This window comes from Leeuwenhoekiella polynyae, from assembly GCF_004104075.1.
In the GTDB taxonomy this organism is placed as follows: domain Bacteria; phylum Bacteroidota; class Bacteroidia; order Flavobacteriales; family Flavobacteriaceae; genus Leeuwenhoekiella; species Leeuwenhoekiella polynyae.
In genome coordinates, this window is the sequence record NZ_QOVK01000010.1 from 56,481 (window position 1) to 76,432 (window position 19,952).

General features: G+C 38.4%; 24 protein-coding genes and 1 pseudogene. 15 read left to right on the forward strand and 10 right to left on the reverse strand.

Annotated features, from left to right (window positions below):
- Window positions 1-10: 10 nt before the first annotated feature.
- The 4 genes from DSM02_RS11845 to DSM02_RS11860 are packed head-to-tail and all read left to right on the forward strand — an operon-like array spanning window position 11 to window position 2,877.
- On the forward strand, window positions 11-730 hold the full coding sequence (locus DSM02_RS11845; RefSeq protein ID WP_128765836.1) for a DUF4198 domain-containing protein: 720 nt from the start codon (window positions 11-13) through the stop codon (window positions 728-730).
- Complete coding sequence (locus DSM02_RS11850) at window positions 727-1,008, forward strand: DUF3325 family protein (protein WP_128765837.1); 282 nt, start codon at window positions 727-729, stop codon at window positions 1,006-1,008. The genes DSM02_RS11845 and DSM02_RS11850 overlap by 4 nt, the downstream gene beginning before the upstream one ends.
- 3 nt (window positions 1,009-1,011) lie before the next feature.
- Window positions 1,012-1,314, forward strand: a complete 303-nt coding sequence (locus DSM02_RS11855; RefSeq protein ID WP_128765838.1) for a hypothetical protein — start codon at window positions 1,012-1,014, stop codon at window positions 1,312-1,314.
- Between the two features lie 3 nt (window positions 1,315-1,317).
- Window positions 1,318-2,877 (forward strand): PepSY-associated TM helix domain-containing protein, encoded by a 1,560-nt coding sequence (locus DSM02_RS11860; RefSeq protein ID WP_128765839.1) that lies wholly within the window; start codon window positions 1,318-1,320, stop codon window positions 2,875-2,877.
- On the opposite strand, the gene DSM02_RS11865 is transcribed toward DSM02_RS11860, so the two are convergent.
- Entirely contained in the window at window positions 2,864-3,706 is an 843-nt protein-coding gene (locus tag DSM02_RS11865; RefSeq protein ID WP_128765840.1) for a DUF6252 family protein, read from the reverse strand. The genes DSM02_RS11860 and DSM02_RS11865 overlap by 14 nt on opposite strands.
- Before the next feature lie 176 nt (window positions 3,707-3,882).
- On the opposite strand from DSM02_RS11865, the gene DSM02_RS11870 reads away from it, so the two are divergent.
- The 9 genes from DSM02_RS11870 (at window position 3,883) to DSM02_RS11910 (ending at window position 10,833) form a co-directional block, all read left to right on the forward strand.
- Window positions 3,883-4,413, forward strand: coding sequence for a 30S ribosomal protein S16 (locus tag DSM02_RS11870; RefSeq protein ID WP_128765841.1), 531 nt, complete (start codon window positions 3,883-3,885; stop codon window positions 4,411-4,413).
- Between the two features lie 11 nt (window positions 4,414-4,424).
- Window positions 4,425-4,949, forward strand: coding sequence for a ribosome maturation factor RimM (gene rimM / locus DSM02_RS11875; protein ID WP_128759819.1), 525 nt, complete (start codon window positions 4,425-4,427; stop codon window positions 4,947-4,949).
- A 41-nt stretch (window positions 4,950-4,990) separates the two neighbouring features.
- The gene (locus DSM02_RS11880; RefSeq protein ID WP_128765842.1) at window positions 4,991-5,260 is read left to right on the forward strand and encodes a hypothetical protein; all 270 of its coding nucleotides are present in this window, start codon (window positions 4,991-4,993) and stop codon (window positions 5,258-5,260) included.
- 145 nt (window positions 5,261-5,405) lie between these two features.
- Window positions 5,406-6,134 carry a tRNA1(Val) (adenine(37)-N6)-methyltransferase gene (locus DSM02_RS11885; RefSeq protein ID WP_240674046.1) on the forward strand — a complete coding sequence of 243 codons (729 nt, stop codon included), beginning with the start codon at window positions 5,406-5,408 and terminating at the stop codon, window positions 6,132-6,134.
- Between the two features lie 143 nt (window positions 6,135-6,277).
- Window positions 6,278-7,456 carry an acyl-CoA dehydrogenase family protein gene (locus DSM02_RS11890; RefSeq protein WP_128765843.1) on the forward strand — a complete coding sequence of 393 codons (1,179 nt, stop codon included), beginning with the start codon at window positions 6,278-6,280 and terminating at the stop codon, window positions 7,454-7,456.
- Between the two features lie 79 nt (window positions 7,457-7,535).
- The gene (locus DSM02_RS11895; protein WP_128765844.1) at window positions 7,536-8,312 is read left to right on the forward strand and encodes a DUF3050 domain-containing protein; all 777 of its coding nucleotides are present in this window, start codon (window positions 7,536-7,538) and stop codon (window positions 8,310-8,312) included.
- A gap of 85 nt (window positions 8,313-8,397) precedes the next feature.
- Window positions 8,398-9,294, forward strand: coding sequence for a metallophosphoesterase (locus DSM02_RS11900; RefSeq protein WP_128765845.1), 897 nt, complete (start codon window positions 8,398-8,400; stop codon window positions 9,292-9,294).
- Window positions 9,295-9,303: 9 nt separating this feature from the next.
- The gene (locus DSM02_RS11905) at window positions 9,304-10,029 is read left to right on the forward strand and encodes an SGNH/GDSL hydrolase family protein (protein ID WP_128765846.1); all 726 of its coding nucleotides are present in this window, start codon (window positions 9,304-9,306) and stop codon (window positions 10,027-10,029) included.
- A 9-nt stretch (window positions 10,030-10,038) separates the two neighbouring features.
- Complete coding sequence (locus DSM02_RS11910) at window positions 10,039-10,833, forward strand: SGNH/GDSL hydrolase family protein (protein WP_128765847.1); 795 nt, start codon at window positions 10,039-10,041, stop codon at window positions 10,831-10,833.
- 41 nt (window positions 10,834-10,874) lie between these two features.
- Here the strand turns inward: DSM02_RS11910 and DSM02_RS11915 are convergent, their stop codons facing one another.
- From DSM02_RS11915 to trmB, 7 genes are all read right to left on the reverse strand, one after another.
- On the reverse strand, window positions 10,875-11,195 hold the full coding sequence (locus DSM02_RS11915; protein WP_128765848.1) for a 2Fe-2S iron-sulfur cluster-binding protein: 321 nt from the start codon (window positions 11,193-11,195) through the stop codon (window positions 10,875-10,877).
- 84 nt (window positions 11,196-11,279) lie between these two features.
- The gene (locus tag DSM02_RS11920) at window positions 11,280-12,191 is read right to left on the reverse strand and encodes a hydroxypyruvate isomerase family protein (protein ID WP_128765849.1); all 912 of its coding nucleotides are present in this window, start codon (window positions 12,189-12,191) and stop codon (window positions 11,280-11,282) included.
- 220 nt (window positions 12,192-12,411) lie between these two features.
- Complete coding sequence (locus tag DSM02_RS11925) at window positions 12,412-12,657, reverse strand: NifU family protein (RefSeq protein WP_128759811.1); 246 nt, start codon at window positions 12,655-12,657, stop codon at window positions 12,412-12,414.
- Between the two features lie 3 nt (window positions 12,658-12,660).
- Window positions 12,661-13,797: an Mrp/NBP35 family ATP-binding protein gene (locus DSM02_RS11930; protein WP_128765850.1), complete on the reverse strand. Its 1,137-nt coding sequence runs from the start codon at window positions 13,795-13,797 to the stop codon at window positions 12,661-12,663.
- A 135-nt stretch (window positions 13,798-13,932) separates the two neighbouring features.
- Window positions 13,933-14,292 (reverse strand): MGMT family protein, encoded by a 360-nt coding sequence (locus DSM02_RS11935; protein WP_128765851.1) that lies wholly within the window; start codon window positions 14,290-14,292, stop codon window positions 13,933-13,935.
- Window positions 14,279-14,911: a LysE family translocator gene (locus DSM02_RS11940; RefSeq protein WP_128765852.1), complete on the reverse strand. Its 633-nt coding sequence runs from the start codon at window positions 14,909-14,911 to the stop codon at window positions 14,279-14,281. The genes DSM02_RS11935 and DSM02_RS11940 overlap by 14 nt, the downstream gene beginning before the upstream one ends.
- 6 nt (window positions 14,912-14,917) lie before the next feature.
- Complete coding sequence (gene trmB / locus DSM02_RS11945; RefSeq protein ID WP_128765853.1) at window positions 14,918-15,592, reverse strand: tRNA (guanosine(46)-N7)-methyltransferase TrmB; 675 nt, start codon at window positions 15,590-15,592, stop codon at window positions 14,918-14,920.
- Window positions 15,593-16,562: 970 nt separating this feature from the next.
- Here trmB and DSM02_RS20585 point away from each other — a divergent pair.
- Window positions 16,563-16,829, forward strand: a pseudogene (locus DSM02_RS20585) (glycosyltransferase); the annotation flags it as partial.
- An 87-nt stretch (window positions 16,830-16,916) separates the two neighbouring features.
- Here DSM02_RS20585 and DSM02_RS11955 read toward each other — a convergent pair.
- Both DSM02_RS11955 and DSM02_RS11960 read right to left on the reverse strand, forming a co-directional pair.
- Entirely contained in the window at window positions 16,917-18,002 is a 1,086-nt protein-coding gene (locus tag DSM02_RS11955; protein WP_128765854.1) for a sensor histidine kinase, read from the reverse strand.
- Window positions 18,002-18,685 (reverse strand): response regulator transcription factor, encoded by a 684-nt coding sequence (locus tag DSM02_RS11960; protein WP_073096317.1) that lies wholly within the window; start codon window positions 18,683-18,685, stop codon window positions 18,002-18,004. Before DSM02_RS11960 ends, DSM02_RS11955 begins: the two co-directional genes overlap by 1 nt.
- Before the next feature lie 160 nt (window positions 18,686-18,845).
- Here DSM02_RS11960 and DSM02_RS11965 point away from each other — a divergent pair, with 160 nt between their 5' ends.
- Entirely contained in the window at window positions 18,846-19,823 is a 978-nt protein-coding gene (locus DSM02_RS11965; RefSeq protein ID WP_128765855.1) for a LuxE/PaaK family acyltransferase, read from the forward strand.
- Window positions 19,824-19,952 lie beyond the last annotated feature (129 nt).

The following is a 19,952-nucleotide window of genomic DNA, read 5'->3' on the forward strand; positions in this document are numbered from 1 at the left end:
AAATATCATTATGAAAAACATAAAATATCTAAGCCTATTCTTATTTCTATTTGTATCGAAGTCTACATTCGCTCATTATTTATGGATAGAAACGAACCCGACCGGAGCACAAAATCAAAAACAAGAAGTCAAGGTTTATTTTGGCGAATATGCCTACGGAGTTGTTGAAGAAGTAGCAGGTGAAGCTTTTGCTGGTGTTGCTGACTTTACGCTTTGGTTAGTCACTCCTTCTGGAGAAAAGACCGCTTTAAAGACAAGTGCTCACAAGGATTATTATTCAGCTGAATTCACACCAAAAGAACAAGGAGGCTACCTCGTTTTTCTTGAAAATCGAAACATTGACGTGTTAGATTATACGGAATATGATTTTGGAATCTTTAAACCCGAATATCAGGCTTTTCAACAAATTCTTGTAGATACTGAGGCTCCCGTTGAAGTGGAAAAGTATTCTGAAGGTCTACTAATCAAAGAAACTTCTAATACCGCTGAAACTGTACAGCTCCAGGTATTTTATAAAGGTGCGCCTTTAGCAGAAGGAGAAGCAACACTTTCTATGAAAGATTTATGGACTAAAAAACTGACTACAGATAAAGATGGTTATTTGAGTTTCAATAAGCCTTTTGACACTAAATACATTCTTGAAATAACACATAATGAAGAAGTGCCTGGTAAATTTAAGGATACTGATTATGAGTTTATCTGGCATTGTGCAACCTTTTGTAACCTATGATTTTATTAGCTATTATTCTTTTATTTGTTGGTTTTTATGCGCTGTATTCTGCATCAGATAAAATGCAGAGCAAAAAGAAAAAACTCATAGATAATGGGTTATTTAAACACAGTAATCAACTTGTCAAAATCTGCGGGCTTGTCCTGCTGATTTTGGCATTTTCAGTATTTGTTATTGCGCTAGGTTGGGCGGCAGGTATATTTTCAGGTCTGGTTTGCCTGATGACTTCAGGCAGCCTTCTGGTTTTATTAACTCCATTAAATCTTTTAAAGAGATAATTTATGCCCGCAAATTCTAAATACCTAACACAATCCAGATGGCAGCGCTTTGGTAAAATTACAGCGGGTATTCTGGGCGGGTACTTTGTTGCACAGACTTTACACCTTGCTGTGGCAGCTTACACCAGTCACATTGTAGTTCTAATCACCTCAACATTTAGCCTTTTTATCATTTGGGCTGCTTTGTTAATCTGCGCTTTTTTAGCAAAAAACGCATGGAAAGTTTGGGGTATTTATATAGGTATCTGTATTCTTCTTTCAGTTTTGATTTATTTAGCTCCTCCTCTTCATCCCTTACCGGCATAAATTATGGGAAAACGTATTTATAATATTCTGTTTAATCTACATACCGTAAGTGGCATCGTTATTAGTGTCGCTCTTTATGTGATATTTTTCACAGGTTCGTTTTCTTTTTTTAGAGATGATATTGTTGCCTGGGAACGCAGTGAAGAAGCCGTTAAAGAAGATCATCTGCCTCCCAATATCAATGAGATTTTAGAACACATTGATGACTCTTACGGTTTAGACGGACGAGATATCAACCTAAAGACTTATTACGCAGAACGTGCCGTTGCTGTTAATCTAACGCCTTCAAAAGAAAGCTTGGTTTCAGATAAAGCAAAACAAGGAGCTTTCTTTTATTTAGACCCTGTGAATTTTGAAGAGCAGTCATACATTGAGTCGTATTCTTTAGGAGAATTTTTATATCGGCTTCATTTCTTTGCTCAGATTTATTATCCTGTAGGTTATTATCTTTCCGGTTTTGTTGCGTTCTTTTTTCTATTTGCCATCATCACCGGAGTTCTGATTCATTGGAAAAAGATAGTACCCAATTTTTATACCTTTCGTCCTTGGGCAAAGCTCAAAACTATCTGGACAGATACGCATACAGCTCTTGGAATTTTAGGTTTACCTTTTCAATTTATTCTTGCAGTTACCGGTGCTTTTTTTATGCTAAAAGCCCTTTTAATTGCGCCTAGCGTTATGGCGCTTTATGACGGAAATCAAGATCAATTGTATGAAGATTTAGAATTCAATAAAGCTGCTTATGCGTTTTCAAACCAAAAACTGAACGCGCTTCCTGAGATTGAAACTTATGCCACACAAACCTTAGCCAAATGGAATCATTTTAATCTGAATGAAATCTCCATAAGCAATTATGGGGATACCAATATGCAGGTAACCTTAAATGGATTTTTAGATTATACCGAAAAATTCAATGCTCCCGGAAGCATAACTTTTAAACCGGCAACAGGTAAAACCACGATTTTAAAAGATCCCTACAAATCTGCTTCTTATTTAGATAGTGTTAAGAATGTGATGTTTAGATTGCATTTTGGTGATTATGGCGGTTATTTTTTACGCATCGTTTCGTTTATTCTGGGTATCCTCTCGTGTATCGTAATTATTTCGGGAGTACTCATTTGGCTTGTTGCTCGGGATCGCAAAAACCTTTCCGAGAAAAAACGCCTTTTTTACAATAGAGTAGCGCGCATTTATATGGCGATTTGTCTCAGTATGTATCCGGTTACAGCACTCACGTTTATTGCAGTAAAAGTTATTCAACCTGCGGGACAGTCCTTTTTATACTGGGTATATTTCGGCTCGTGGTTAATTTTAAGCATTTTCTTAATCTTTAAGAAAGACCTCAAATTTATGAGTAATTTCTGTTTGCTAAGCGGTAGTATACTCGGCTTTTTAATTCCCTTAGCAAACGGTATTTTTAGCGATTCCTGGTTTTGGGAACAATTTGCAATGGGTCACCTACAGATTGCTTTTATAGACATCTTTTGGCTGGTTCTTGCCTTGCTGAGCCTTTTTGCATTCACAAAATCAAAATCCCCGGCTAAAAAAATTAAAGGTAATTAAAACCAAAAGTTCCGCTGGTTACTTGAATTGTTGAAGCTCCCTGAGCCGTAAAAGAAAAAGAACCTCCTACAGAACCGCTTGTAAAATTGTGAGAAGTGATGGTAAGCATTCCCGTCACGATAGTAGTCGGAAAACCACTAAAATAATCTACCTGATAGTCACTATCGCCAAAACCGGTAAGCTCATACGTACCCGGGTCAATATTCTTAGGAAAACGTAAACGAATATTTGCAGTATTGTTAGCACCTGTACCTGTTATAAATTGAGAACCCGCAGAAGCACTTACAGTTGGTGACGAAAAAGGGTTCCCATTAATTCTACAGAAGAAAGAAGTTGCAACCACATCATCTTCAACTATTGGAACTTCTGCAGTAAAAAAAGGCACCTCATAAAATACTCCTTTTGTAAAATAAACTTCTGTAGTGTCTATAGCGCTCCCCGCTCTAAAGCTAAATGTACCGGTATACGAACTGTCTTCAACACGCTCTACAATTATCTGACCTTCACCCTCAAAGGCTGTATTAAAAATCTTTCCAGCAGAGTTGATATAAATAGCAGTGGCCGCAGCATTGGGCTCCAGATCAAAAACACCTTCACCATAAACTGGCAAGTTGAATTGCACAGACTCTTCACCAAGAGTCCCAGATAATTTAACGGTACTTACTGAGTTTCCTAAAGGAGAACCTTGCAACAACTCTACACGCTGCACATTTGATCTAAATAATACCGTATCTCTTATACCTTGTAAAGCCGGGGAGTTAAAGGTAATATCATCAGAACACGAAAGCACTGTTAGTAGGCATAGTAGAACTAAAATGTACTTTCTCATAACTTTACTTCAATTAAGAACTCAAATTTATAATTTTATAGACTAAAAACATCTTGACAGCCAGAAAATTGTAGTATATTTGCGCCCTCATTTAGAGAAGCTATCTGCAACGCAATGTTATCAGATAGTAATTTATAAATTATAACCGGGGTCGGGTACCCCAAAAATTAATTTTTATGCCAGTAAAAATCAGATTGCAAAGACACGGTAAAAAAGGAAAACCTTTTTACTGGGTAGTAGCCGCAGACACGCGTGCTAAACGTGATGGTAAATACTTAGAAAAACTAGGTATCTACAATCCAAACACAAACCCTGCGACTATTGAATTAGACGTGGATTCTTCAGTAAAATGGTTGCAAAACGGGGCCCAGCCTACCGAAACTGCAAAACGTTTACTTTCTTACAAAGGAGCTTTACTTAAAAATCATCTTGCTGGTGGTGTACGTAAAGGTGCTTTAACAGAAGAGCAAGCAGAAGAGAAATTCAATGCTTGGGTTGAAGAAAAAGCTTCTCAAGTTGAAGCTAAAAAAGATGGCCTTACTAAGGCTCAGGAAGACGCTCGTAAAGAGGCTTTAGCTGCTGAAAAAGCGGTTAATGATGCGCGTATCGCTGCTGCACAACCTGAAGAAGAAGCTGCTCCTGAAGCAGAAGCTGCAACAGAAGAAGCTCCTGCTGCTGAAGAAAACAACGAAGAAGAAGCTAAATAAATCTACTCACGATGCGCAAAGAAGAATGTTTCTATCTGGGCAAAATCGTGCGAAAATTTAGCTTTAAGGGTGAGTTACTAGCAAAGCTAGACACAGACGAACCTGAAATGTATGAAGAACTGGAATCAGTATTTGTCGATTTTAACGGCAATCTGGTTCCTTTTTTTATACGTGCAAGCCAGTTGCACAAGTCTACTTTACTTCGCATAGATTTTGAAGATGTAAATACCGAAGAAGATGCAGATGACCTCATCAATGCAGAATTGTATTTACCGCTGTCTATGCTTCCGCAATTAGAGGGTAATCAGTTTTATTACCACGAGATCATAGGGTTTAAAGTAAATGACATTTACTTTGGAGAAGTAGGCACGATCACCGGCGTTAATGACAACACGGCTCAAGCTCTTTTTGAAATTGATCATAACGGAAAAGAAGTTCTTATCCCTGTAAATGACGATTTTATTAAGAAGGTTGACCGGACTACAAAAACCATAACGCTTGATACCCCAGAGGGTTTGATTGCTATTTATTTGTAACGTTTTACCTTTCTGAGTACTTATAGTTAAAGTACTACCTTATGAACGGCAGTTTAGATCAATTTAAGGCTACACTGCAAAGACGCCGTGAGCGCCAGGAAAAACATAGCGGACACCGTAAGGATGTTTCAGGTTACAAGATTGCCAAATCCGGTTTTGAATTTGACTCTAAGAAATTAAAGCCTGCCGAACTTGAAAAATACAGGCAGACCTTAAAACTGCGGAAGCAAAACCGAATTTTAAAACAGTGGGTGATTTTTATTGCCATCTGTATCCTCATAACGCTTATCGTTTTAATTTATAATCTATAAATTCGGATTTTGAATGATGCGTGAGGGATCGTAGTGTAAAACCCATAGGCAAGCGATAGCATGCCAAGGACTTGAAGCGGATAGCCCGACCCGACAGGGTCACGCCAAAAACATTAAACACCCTCTTATTTTAAAGTTTTTATTTGTGTCAAAACCCTTTCAATTCAAACAATTTAAGATAGAGCAAGATCGCTGTGCAATGCAAATAGGTACAGACGGTGTATTACTGGGTGCCTGGACACGTATTGATCAGAAACCCGATTCTATTCTAGATATAGGTACTGGCACAGGAGTTATTGCGCTGATGCTTGCACAACGCTGCAACGCTGAACTTGTTGACGCTTTAGAACTTGATGAGGATGCGTATGAGCAGGCCGTAGAAAATTTTGAGCAATCGCCCTGGGGTGACCGCCTGTTTTGCTATCACGCACATTTGTATGAGTTTGCCACAGAAATAGAAGACACATACCACCTAATCGTATGTAATCCACCCTTTTTTGAAGGCTCTGTTACCTTACAAGAAGAGCAAACTAACTCAAAAGCTCGAGTGAATGCCCGTTTTGAAGAATCGATGCCTTTTGACTTACTTGTTGCTTCGGTAAACCAACTTTTAAATCCTGAAGGAATTTTTTCAGTAATTATTCCGCGAATGCGTGAAGAAGAATTTATAAAAATTGCTGCTCAAGCTAATTTATATCCCAGCCACATCACACACGTAAAAGGTAATCCTGAAGTTGTATCAAAGCGTTCTTTAATAGAATTCTCCCGCAAGCAAAATTCAATCAATAAAGACGAACTCATAATTGAAACAACAAGGCATCAGTACACCCAAGAATACATTGATCTTGTTGAAGATTTTTATATAAAAATGTAATCTGTTTTTAATTTCTTATTGAAAAATCAAAAGAATTGTTTCTGTTGCATTAGCAAAATGCTAAATTTAGATAGTTACGAGATACATTCATTAACGCATTAGTAATCGTAACGCGAAATGTTATCATTTTCAATAAGTACCTTATGAAACCTGATCTTTTTGAAGCTCCAGATTATTACAACTTAGACGATCTTTTAACTGAAGAACACAAACTCGTGCGCACTGCTGCCCGGGATTGGGTAAAGCGTGACGTCTCTCCCATTATTGAAGAAGCCGCTCAAAAAGCAGAATTTCCTAAAAAAATCATTAAAGGGCTTGCTGAAATTGGAGCCTTTGGCCCCTATATCCCTGAAGAATATGGCGGTGCCGGTTTAGATCAAATCAGTTATGGGTTGATTATGCAGGAGATTGAGCGCGGGGATAGCGGCGTGCGTTCTACAGCTTCAGTACAGTCTTCTCTGGTGATGTATCCTATTTACAAATTTGGTTCTGAGGCACAACGCAAAAAGTTTTTACCGAAACTAGCCAGTGGAGAGTTCATTGGATGTTTTGGTCTTACCGAGCCCGATCACGGTTCTAATCCCGGCGGGATGGTTACCAATTTTAAAAACAAAGGCGATCATTACTTACTTAACGGGGCAAAAATGTGGATTTCTAATGCACCCTTCGCAGATGTCGCTGTGGTATGGGCAAAAGATGAAAGCGGTCGCATACACGGTTTACTAGTAGAACGGGGGATGGAAGGTTTTTCTACCCCCACAACCCATAACAAATGGTCATTAAGAGCTAGTGCCACTGGCGAGCTCATCTTTGACAATGTAAAAATTCCGAAAGAAAATCTGCTTCCTAATAAATCTGGGCTAGGCGCTCCGTTAATGTGCTTAGATTCGGCTCGTTTTGGGATTGCCTGGGGTGCTATAGGCGCAGCGATGGACTGTTATGACACGGCTTTACGCTATGCAAAAGAAAGGCATCAGTTTGGAAAACCCATCGGAGCATTTCAACTTCAGCAAAAAAAGCTTGCAGAGATGATCACCGAAATTACCAAAGCGCAACTTCTTGCTTGGCGTTTGGGATCGCTAAGAAATGAAGACAAAGCAACCTCCTCACAAATATCTATGGCTAAGCGAAATAACGTTGAAATGGCATTAAAAATAGCTCGGGAATCTCGTCAAATTCTGGGAGGAATGGGCATCACCGGTGAGTACAGTATTATGCGCCATATGATGAATTTAGAGAGCGTTGTCACTTACGAAGGAACGCATGATATTCATTTACTCATAACTGGTATGGATATCACCGGATTAAATGCATTTAAATAATAGTCTTAATAGCGAATATCAGGGTTAAAATAGCATATAGTCAAATTGAATTTTCTAATTTTGCAGAAAATTATTTTGCATGAGTAAGTACATCTATAAAGCTATCGCTCCGTACCAAGATGAGCTTTTAAATCACAGCCTATATAAAAATCTACGCACTCCGGCAGATTTACAATCATTCATGCAACATCATGTTTTTGCGGTATGGGATTTTATGTCTTTACTCAAAGCATTACAATTTGACCTCACTAAAGTTTCTACTCCTTGGTATCCTATAGGAAATCCTGAAATCAGATACCTGATTAATGAGATTGTTCTCGCAGAAGAAACAGATATCAATATAGAAGGTAAGCGCCAAAGCCATTTTGAGATGTATCTGGACGCGATGAAAAAGTCTGATGCCTCTTTAGAGCAGATCAACACCTTTTTAAATCATATCACACACGGCACAGACATCTTTCTGGTTATTGCAGTAAGTGATATTCCTGAAAGTGTAAAAGAATTTTTACGATTTACTTTTGAGATTATTGCCGAAGGTAAACCACATAAAATAGCGGCAGCTTTCACTTTTGGCCGTGAAGATCTTATACCAGATATGTTTGGTAAAATCATCACTGAGATACAGAAGAATTTCCCCAAACAAGATTTAACACTTTTTAAATATTACTTTGACCGTCACATTGAATTAGATGGCGACGAACACGGTCCAATGGCGCTACAAATGGTAGATGAACTTTGCGGTACAGACTCTCTTAAATGGGAGGAAGTAAAACATACTGCTATTGAAGCCTTAAAGCGACGCATTGTACTCTGGAGTGGTATCGAGCAAGAAATCAACGACAAGGTTTCAGCGTAATTTTCTGATTAATTTCAAGGCTGTTTAAGACACGAAGAACACTTACGCTTCTGGTGTTAGTTGTATCTTTAGCTTAAAAAGCTCTATGTCGTTTATATCTCGTTTTGATCGGGCGTTAAAAAACGCACCGGTAATTCCGTTTTCAGACTCTAGCAAGTTTATCTTGTTTAGCGATTGCCACAGAGGTGATAACAGCAGCGCAGACGACTTTGCCAATAACCGTAACATCTACTATCACGCTTTAAAACATTACTACAAAAATGGGTTTACTTATTGTGAGCTGGGTGACGGTGATGAACTTTGGGAAAATATAAACTTCACGACTATTTTTGAATCGCATCAAAATGTATATGGTTTGATGCAACTATTTTTTAATGAAAACAGATTGCACCTGTTGTGGGGAAACCATGATATGATTTACAAGAATAAACTCCAAGTTGAGAAAAATCTGTTTAGTTTTTTTGACCGCAAAACAGGCACAGACAAACCCCTTTTTCCCGGGATAACAGTAAACGAAGCTCTTATATTAAAGCATACTGAAACCGGACAGAAATTGTTTCTCTGTCACGGGCATCAGGCAGATTGGATGAATTATATCGCTTGGCGTTTTAATCGTTTTATGGTACGCGTATTATGGCGACCACTACAGGGAGTAGGTATTTTAGATCCTACCAGTCCCGCAAAAAACTATCATGAACTTATTAAGGTAGAGCGGCGTACCAAAAAATGGATCACGCAGCGAGACAATCAATTTACAGTTACCGGGCATACGCATCGCCCCAGATTTCCAGAACCGGGAGATATTGCCTATTTTAATGACGGAAGCTGTGTGCATCCACGTAGCATAACCGGTTTAGAAATCGAAAATGGAGCAATCTCGCTCATCAAATGGCAGATTGCCACTAACGATGAGGGCGTTCTTAAAATCGTGAGGATTTTATTAGAAGGGCCTCAAAAACTCAGCGATTATCAAACCGAATAAAAAGCTAAAATGAAAAATTACACGCTATACATATTAAATGCAGTTACTATTCTCATTCTACTAGGATGTGGCGTCACTGAAGAAACTACCAGTACAACAGAAGAGCTTCCTATAGCGGAAGAAAATTCAGATTACAGCTATCTGGCTTTGGGTGACAGTTATACCATAGGGGAAAGCGTTTGCAATACCTGTAGATTTCCTATTCAATTAGAAAATGCCTTAGAGCAATTAACTAATAAAAGTGTGCATACAGATATTATCGCCACAACAGGATGGCGCACAGATAACCTGATCGCGGCCATTGAAGATCAGAATCCTGATAAGACTTATGACTTTGTCACCTTACTTATCGGGGTCAATAACCAATTTCAGGGAACACCTTTTAGTGTCTATGAGAATGAATTTTCGCAACTTTTAACAACTGCAATAAATCTTGCGCAGGGTGAAAAAGAACGTGTTGTAATTATTTCTACACCAGATTATGCGTTTACCCCTTTTGGTCAGACCACTTCAAATCCGCAGCAGATTTCTGATGAATTGGATAAATACAATGCCTATGCAAAAGAAATTGCAGAAAAGCGCAACGTAAAATTTTTAAATATCACAGACATAACCCGCAGGGGAATAGCTGAGCCTAACCTCGTAGCTTCAGATGGCTTGCATCCTTCTGAAGATGCTTATGCAGAATTTGTAGATAGACTGCTTCCTATCGTCAACACCATCATTAAAGATTAAAGCGAGACTATGCCGGATAAATTTGTTGTTTATATTCTTGCTTTAGGCTTTCTTCTATCAGGGAACATTTTGGCCCAAAATCAAGAAAAAAGTAAACTACCTCTGGGCAAATCCATAATGCATTACTTTGAAGCAAATTTTCAATTTCGCGACAAGACCCAGAGTATTAAACCCTTTAGCGCTCCCAATAAAATTGCTTATCTGGCATTAGGAGATAGTTATACTGCCGGAACTAGTATTTGCTATACATGTGCTTTTCCGGTACAACTTGCTTATCTTTTAAATGAAAACAAGTCTCGTGATGTACAAATTACCCGCTACGCTGAAGCCGGCTGGCGTACCGATGATTTGATCAATACATTAAAACTGAAAAATATTTCTTCAGATTTTGATTTTACAACCTTACTCATAGGAAGTAATAATTTGTACCAGCGTAAAGCATTCAGTCAATTTAAAACCGAATTTTTACAACTTCTGGAATTTGCCATTAATCACACTAAAAATAAAGCTGAAGGTGTATTTGTAATCTCGATACCAGATTATGCGTATACTCCATTTGGTCAAAAAGAAAACAATACCAAACGGATATCAAAGAAAGTAAACGCCTATAATTCTTTTATTGAGGAAGTAGCAAAACAGCGCGGAGTCAATTTTTTAGATATTACGGCTATAACAAAACGTGGACTTTCAGAACCTACTCTTATTGCCAAAGATGGTTTACATCTTTCTAAAAAAGCAAATACAGAGATTGTAAACAGGATTAAACCTTTTATTGAAAACGTATTGAAAGTAAAAGAGCCTTAAAAACATATGCTTTTAAGGCTCTTTTATATAGTTTAGTGTTCCTAACTCTCAGGAGCTAACTTCACTTCAAGTCCGTTAAGATCTGGCGTGATGGGTATCTGACATCCCAAACGACTGTTTTCTTCCACATTAAAAGCTTCAGAAAGCATCGCTTCTTCATCGTAGCCCATCTCATTCAGTTTATGATCAGAAACCACATAACACTGGCAAGAAGCACACATAGCCATACCGCCACAGGTACCTTCTACGGGTAGTTCATACATCTTACAAACTTCCATCAGGTTTAAATTCATATCAGTTGGCGCCTCAAGTGCGTGAGCCACTCCGTCCCGGTCGATCACGGTTATAGTTACATCTTGCATAATAGCTAGTATTAGAGCCCGCTAAATTAAGAAAAATCCTTTTTTTAACAACTTAAAAAACCTAGTAAAATAGTAGGGTTAAAGCTAAACGTCACAGATTTTAATAGCCTCATCTAAAGCCGCAATTTTATCTTCATAAGTAGGTATGAATTCTTGTGCTACAAAGCCCTCATAACCAGTTGCCAGAATAGCTTTCATAATCGCCGGATAGTTGAGCTCCTGAACCTCTGTAATCTCATGCCTACCGGGAACACCACCTGTATGGTAATGCGCAATATATTGATGATAATCGCTTATGTTGCGAATCACATCACCTTCCATAATTTGCATATGATAAATATCGTATAGCAACTTAAAATTTTCAGAACCCAGACGCTCACACAATTTCACACCCCACGGAGTAGTATCACATTGATAGTCGTTATGATCTATTTTACTGTTGAGCAGTTCCATAATGAGCACCACATTTTTTTCTTCGGCATATTTTGCAAGAGGCGCAAGACCTTCTGTACAATTTACAAGACCTTCTTCTTCAGTCAGATCCCTTTGATTACCAGAAAATACAATAACATTCTTTATACCTTGAGCACTGGCTTTATCTATAAGACCTTTATATTTTTCTTGTAAATCTTTATGATTTGCAGGATCATTAAAACCATCTGTAATGCTTGCAAAAGTATCTGTCGCTACCGCACATTTGAGTCCGTATTTTTCTACAGTTTCCCACTCTTCAGGTGTTAGAAGATCTATTCCTTTCAGCCCTAAATCTGCTGCGCTTTTTGCAAAATCATCTAGCGAAATACTGTTATAGCACCAGTAACACGCAGAATGGTTTATGTTTCCCTTTAAAGGTTGCTCGGTTTCGGTTATCGGTGTTTCTTCGGTGGTATTATCAGATTCTGTTTTACAGCTTATTGCCGAAAAACCCAACCCAATACCTGAAGTAGTTAAAGCAATATTGCGAATTGCAGACCTTCGACCTTTAGAATGACTCATAATAGTATGTATAGAAAATTTGTTAAATATAAGCATTAACTGTAACTTTTACATTTAAAGCAATAAAATAAAAAAAAGCCGGTAAAGAATGTTCTCTACCGGCTTATCTAGAAAACCACTTTGGGGCAAGCCCATGAAGTAGTTTTCTGAACAATACATTTTTAGAACGAGACAAGTCTCGGAGCATTTAAATCTCGATTATCGAGTAAAATAAAACCTTTTAATTAGGCATCACATTGATTACATGTTCTATCTGTGGAGCATGTTTTTTAATAGTCATCTCAACACCACTCTTCAAAGTCATTTGGTTTACACTACAGCCCACGCAAGCACCTTCTAGTTGTACTTTTACAGTAGTACCATCTTCTATACTCAATAAGGCAATATCACCACCGTCGCTTTGTAAAAACGGGCGAATTTCTTCTAGCGCTGCTTCGACTTTACTTTTTAATTCTGTATCTGTCATAACTTATTTTTTAACAGCGGCACAACCTGCCATTGTAGTAATTTTTACAGCTTCTGTAGGAGGTAAACTATCGTTACGCTTCACTAACTCTTCAACACTATTGCGCGTCATGGTTTCAAAAGCTTCTGCTAATATAGTATCTTTTTGTAAAGCAGCAGGGTGACCCACATCTCCACCTTCGCGAATGCTTTGCACTAATGGAATCTGGGCTAGTAAACGCACATCTAGATCTGCAGCTAAGTTACTAGCACCTTCTTTACCAAAAATATAATATTTATTCTCTGGTAATTCTTCTGGAGTAAACCACGCCATATTCTCTACAATACCCAATACTGGTACATTAATACTGTCTTGCTGAAACATCGCCACACCTTTTTTAGCATCTGCTAAAGCAACGTTTTGCGGGGTGCTCACGACAACTGCCCCTGTTAATGGCATCGCCTGCACAATACTCAAGTGAATATCTCCTGTTCCCGGAGGCAGGTCAACCAAAAGAAAATCTAATTCTCCCCAGGCCGCATCAAAAATCATCTGATTCAAGGCTTTAGAAGCCATAGGCCCACGCCATACAACTGCCTGATCTGGTTTTGTAAAAAACCCAATAGACAAAATCTTAACCCCATAGCTTTCTACAGGTTTCATCTTTTGTTTGCCATCAACTTTTACTGAAAGCGGTTTCTCGTCTTGCACATCAAACATAATGGGAATAGACGGCCCATAAATATCGGCATCAAGAATACCCACTTTAAAACCCATCTTTTGCAGGCTCACCGCAAGATTGGCTGTTATTGTAGATTTACCTACGCCTCCTTTACCGGAAGCCACTGCAATAATATTTTGAATTCCCGGAATGGGCTTTCCTTTAATTTCGTTTTTAGGCGCTTTCTCGGGAGCATCAACCCTAACATTTACCTTAACCTGAGCTTTCATATGAACTTCAGCGTGAATAGCCTTCATAATCTCAACTTCAGCTTTTTTCTTGGCTTGTAAACTGGGATTTTTAATTGTGATATCTACGATTACTTCATCTCCAAAAGTCATCACATTTGTAACAGCTCCACTGGTTACCATATCTTCACCTTCTCCGGGTACACTTATGGTTTTTAGCGCGTTAAATATTGCTTGTTTCTCTAACTTCACGTTGTCTTACTTGGATTGATTCTAAAGGTGCAAATATAGGCCGAAAACTTCAGAACTCGAAAGAGTTATTGCCTATCTATTGGCAGAAAACTGAATGGTTTCCGGTATACATAATCACCTTAAACTTAGTTTGAGTTATTGGTCGTCTTGTACGTCTAAACCTATCACAACAACCGGATCCCAAAAGTGTTTTTTAAAATCCTGAAGCTGGTCATTTTTTATAATATGACCTTCGTTCTCTAGTAGTTGTTGCATAAGATCTGTACCGGGAAAATGATGTTTACCGGTAAGAACTCCGTTTCGGTTTAAAACACGGTGTGCCGGCACATCTTCTTTTTCTGAAGCTCCATTCATAGCATAGCCTACCATTCTTGCACTTTTTGCAGCACCCAGACATCTGGCAATAGCACCATAAGAAGTTACTTTTCCGTAAGGAATTTGCCTTGCGACATCATAGACTCGTTCAAAAAAATTGAGGGTTTCAGACTTTGCCATAAAGCATACGAATGAGTGTAAGCACGACTAAGACTATCATCAAAGCTGCCATAAAATAATTAGAATACTTTGCAAAATTGCGGGGCTCGTGCTGAATGCGATTAAAACCTACTACATATAAATACAGTGCCGTGAATGTCCCAGATGCCGCAGCTAGCGTAAATAAAGCCACCTCAACCCAACCATTATTGCTCACACTAGTTACATTAAATGCTGCACTAAGCGCACAAAAATATGGGATAGGCAAAACATTGATCACCGCCACAAAAACACCTTTTGCAAAACTGCGACGCCCTGAGTGTTTGGGGATTTCAACCTGTTTAACCTTATTTTTTTTAGCCGCGATAAAAAAATAAACTGCCAGTATTCCAAAAATTACAATGCCTGTACGCAAAAGCGTGTTGCGTACAACTGGATGACTAAAAATATAACGTGCTAATAAAATAGCAACAAACGCCTGAATTAAAACTACGATTGAAGCTCCTATGGCAACCAGAATTCCGTTACGCATCCCGCGATGCACGCAGGTCTTTGCGACAGACATATTAACAAGACCGGGAGGAAGTACGCCCAGAAAAGCCGCGAAATAAGTTATAAAAAAGAGCTTCGTTATTTCCAAAAGTAATTAGTTGATCCTGAATTTGATATAAGTTATCGCTTTACCTTTTTCAAGATACTGTTTTTCATAAAAAGTCTGTATACCTATTACTTCTTCTGGCGCTAAATGATTGATATACACATTGTGATGCGCATACAAAATCTCGTGTCCCAGTCCTTCAAGAAGTCCCAATGTATACCCATGCATAAACTCACTGTCTGTTTTTAAATGCATCACACCATCTGATTTCAAAATGGTTTTATAACGTGCAAGAAAATCAGGATTGGTCATCCTGTGCTTGGTGCGTTTATACTTGATCTGCGGATCTGGGAATGTGATCCAAATCTCAGAAATCTCATTTTCTGCAAAAGCTTTATCAACCAATTCGATCTGAGTTCGCATAAAACCGGCATTAGTGATATTCTCTTCTAAAGCCGTTTTTGCACCACGCCAAAAACGCGCACCTTTTATGTCTATCCCCAAGAAGTTTTTATCGGGATAGCGTTGCGCCAGACCCACAGTATATTCTCCTTTTCCACAACCCAATTCTAAAACAATAGGCTTGTCGTTTTTAAAGAAATCACGGTTCCAGTTTCCTTTTAAAGGAAATTCCTGTTCAGTCAAATCCTCTCGTTTTGGCTGAATTACATTGCTAAATGTTTCGTTTTCGCGAAAGCGTCTCAATTTATTTTTACTTCCCAAATCTGATGATCTCTAATCCCGCAAGCGGACGTTAATGCTTTAAAAACTTAAAACCACTGAAGCTTTTGCTCTCGCAAAATAGGCCTCTACAAAAATTCGCGTCAAATATACGGGTACTCCTTCACATGCGCTTCTATAATCAAGCTATAAAACATACTAACCTTTTGATAACACAATTAAAAATACACAACATGTTGATATTTAGAATACTACAAACAAACTATGTTTTTTCAAATAGTATACTAAACGGTATTTTTAATAGTTTGATAATCTAGCGGAAACGTTTAATTACCAGCTATGTTACATCTTTGTATTAATGAATAAACCAAAAAACATATTAGTCGCACCGCTTAACTGGGGACTGGGTCATGCTACACGCAGCATACCCATTATCCATGCGCTTTTGGCTGAAGGTTTTCAGGTTATCATAGGTAGTGACGGTCCTGCGTTGCAACTACTTCAAAAAGAATTTCCGCAGCTTGAGTTTTTAGAATTTCCTTCTTATAAAATAGAATACGCTAAAAACGGAAAACGTTTTAAATGGAAAATGCTTTTGCGCAGTCCTAAAGTGCTTAAGGCGATCCGGCAAGAACGAGAATTACTTAAGAAACTGGTTAAAAACAAAAAAATAGACGGGGTTATTTCTGACAACCGTTTAGGTCTTTACCACAACGATATACCTACCGTTTTTGTAACACACCAATTACAGGTTTTAAGCGGAAGCACCACCCGTTTGACTTCGGCTATGCACCGCAATTATATTAAGCGTTTTGATGAGTGCTGGGTTCCTGATTTTTCTGGAAAAACCAATCTAAGCGGAAAACTAGGTCATCCTAAAAAGTTTGAAATCCCAGTAAAATATATTGGAGCTTTGTCGCGCTTAGAGCCTGTTGAGACTGAATCGCATTACGACATTATGGTGTTGTTAAGCGGCCCAGAACCTCAACGTACAGAGCTTGAAGAACTTTTAATGCACGAACTGAAGCACTATAAAGGTCAGGTGCTTTTTGTACGCGGTGTGATTGAAGAACAACAAACCGTTACCCGGAAAGAGCAGGTAAAAATTGTAAACTTTATGGAAACTGAAGATTTACAAAAAGCCATTTGTTCTAGCGACCTCATCATTAGTCGCTCTGGCTACACTACAGTAATGGATTTGTATAAACTGGGTAAAAAAGCCTTTTTTATACCAACACCCGGTCAAACCGAACAAGAATATCTTGCAAAACGTTTGCAAAACAAAGGTGTTATACCCTTTAAAGAACAAGAGAATTTCAGCCTAAAAGCACTGAGCAAGGCTAAAGTTTATAGTGGTTTTAAACCCTTACTCAACGAGGGAAGTTTCAACAGCACTGGTTTTAGGGAGCTCTTCAGCCTTTTCAAGAGTGAACGAAAATTCAGATCCCACTCCAAAGTCGCTTTCAATATAAATCTTTTCGTCATGGGCTTCAATAATATGCTTGACGATAGAGAGACCAAGGCCTGATCCTCCTTCTCTGCGCGAACCACTTTTGTCTACGCGATAAAACCGCTCAAATAGTCGCGGAATGTGTTCTTTAGCGATTCCTTCTCCATTATCAGTCACCCGCACAATAACTTTATTCTGAATTAGATTTTCAATAGAAATTTCTGTTGTACCGTCTTGCTTCCCATATTTTATAGAGTTTACAATAAGATTGGTAAGCAACTGCTGAATACGCTCCCGATCTGCATTTACATAAATGGGCTCATTGTAATCCATATCTGTAGTCAGCGTGATATTCTTTTTAGAAGCTTTCATCTCCAGCAACTCAAACGTGTCTTTTACCAGCACAACCATATCAAAATATTCATACCGCAAGTTCAGATCTCCTACCTCTAGTTTAGAAATCATATCCAGATCACTCACCAGATAAACCAGACGCTCTACTGCTGCTGCTGCGCGTTTAAGGTATTTTTTGCGTACGCTTTTATCCTTCATCGCCCCGTCAAGAAGCGTGAGAATATAACCCTGCGTAGTGAATAAAGGTGTTTTAAGTTCGTGCGCCACATTACCCATAAACTCTTTTCTGTACTCTTCACGTATCTTAAGCGATTCGATCTCTAATTTTTTACTGGCTGCAAAACGCTCAACTTCTTTAGTGAGCGTATTCATATCTGTAGTTACTTGCCCGCGTCGTAAGGTTGTCACATCAAGCAGCGATACATCATCATAGATTTTCTTCACGCGTTTGTAGATAAAACGCTCAACCCGCACCTGTATCAGCACAAAAGAAAACGCAAAGCACACGACAAAGAACAGCAGCGTAAACGACCAGTCAAAGGTATTTTTAAGATAGAAAAAAACGCTCACAAAGAGCGTTAGTGCAACAGTGATCATCGAAGATGAAAACACCGCAAAGCGATATGATTTTTTAAATTTGGCTGCCATTAAACCACAAATTTATACCCTACACCTTTAATGGTTTTAAACTTTTTGTCTCCTATTTTTTCGCGTAGTTTTCTAATGTGTACGTCTATGGTTCTTCCGCCTACAACAACCTCGTTACCCCAAACTTTATCTAGAATATCTTCGCGTTTAAAGACTTTACCGGGCTTTGAAGCAAGAAGCGAAAGCAATTCAAATTCTTTTCTGGGGAGTACCATTTCTTTTTTATCCTTAATGATTTTATACTCCTCACGGTTGATTACTAAATCTCCAATCTTTACAGAAGCATCACCTTCTTCCTCCTCTTTAAGACGACGTAAAAGAGCCTTTACTTTACTCACCAACACCTTGGGTTTTATAGGCTTTGTGATATAATCATCTGCACCTGCATCATAACCAGCAACCTGAGAGTAGTCTTCACCACGGGCGGTTAAAAAAGTGATAATGGTTTCTTCATGCCCCGGTAACTTTCTAATCTGCTCACAAGCCTCAATACCATCCATCTCAGGCATCATAACATCTAGAATTATAAGATGTGGATTATTCTTTTTTGCGGCCTTAACTCCTTCTTTACCATTAGAAGCAGTAATCACCTGATAGCCTTCATTACTAAGGTTATACCCTACAATTTCCAGAATATCCGGCTCATCATCAACCAGCAAAATTTTAATCTCTTTTTTCTTCATAAGGCTAAAAATTTAATGTAATCGTAAAGATACTGTTTAAATCTTGGCACAATAATGCTAAAAGCATTAGTAACATTTAGATAAAGTATACTTGCTTTAAAATTAATAAATGTTCTGCTGCTTTTCCATTTTAAATACCTTTGCAACTCTAAAATTAGCTATGCTCCCAGAATCTATTTTTAAAATTTCTAATGCTGCTGAATTTGAAACCTGCGCACTTGCATCTTTTCAGTTTCAGTGGGAACACAATGCGGTCTACCGTAAATTCTGTGACCATTTAGCTGTTATTCCTTCAGCAATTAATCAGGTTGAAAAAATACCCTTTCTTCCTATTCAGTTTTTTAAGGAGTTTAACGTTTTAGCTTCAACAGATGCTATTCAGACTACATTTACAAGCAGTGGCACCACCGGAAGCATCACTAGTAAACACCACGTCACAGACCTGAGTTTGTATGAATATAGCTTTCGCGAAAGCTTTAATTTACATTACGGTAACATCGAAGAGTATACAGTACTTGCGCTTTTACCTTCGTATCTCGAGCGCAATGGATCTTCTTTAATTTATATGGTAGATTGCCTGATCAAAGACAGTAAAAATCCTGAAAGTGGCTTTTACTTAAACGATTATAACGGCTTGAGCAAAACGCTAAAACGCCTGGACGCAGCAGGAGAAAAGGTTTTATTAATTGGTGTTTCTTTTGCATTACTTGATCTGGTAGAGCAGTTTGATTTTAAGCTTCAAAACACCATTGTAATGGAAACCGGCGGCATGAAGGGTCGTCGTAAAGAACTAATTCGCGAAGAGCTGCATCAAATTCTTAAAAAAGGTTTTGGCGTAGCCGAAATTCACAGCGAATATGGCATGACCGAATTGCTTTCTCAAGGATATTCTAACGGTAAAGGTATTTTCACGTTACCCCCGTGGATGCAAGTTTTTATGCGGGATACTGAAGATGCACTACAACTTATAAAGCCCGGTAAAGCAGGTGGGATCAATGTGGTTGATCTTGCCAATCACTACTCATGCCCGTTTATCGCCACTCAAGATCTGGGTAAGAAAATAGACGATAAACACTTTGAAATTCTGGGAAGATTTGACACCTCAGATATACGCGGTTGTAATCTTATGGTTTTGTAATTTTTTTTTAAAATTACTGTAAGTTATTTGTCATATAACCGACTTAATAACTGTTCATAATTGGTTGGTTAGTTAAGTTGGAAAACCCGGTTACTTGATATTCAAAAGTACCGGGTTTTTTATTGGTTC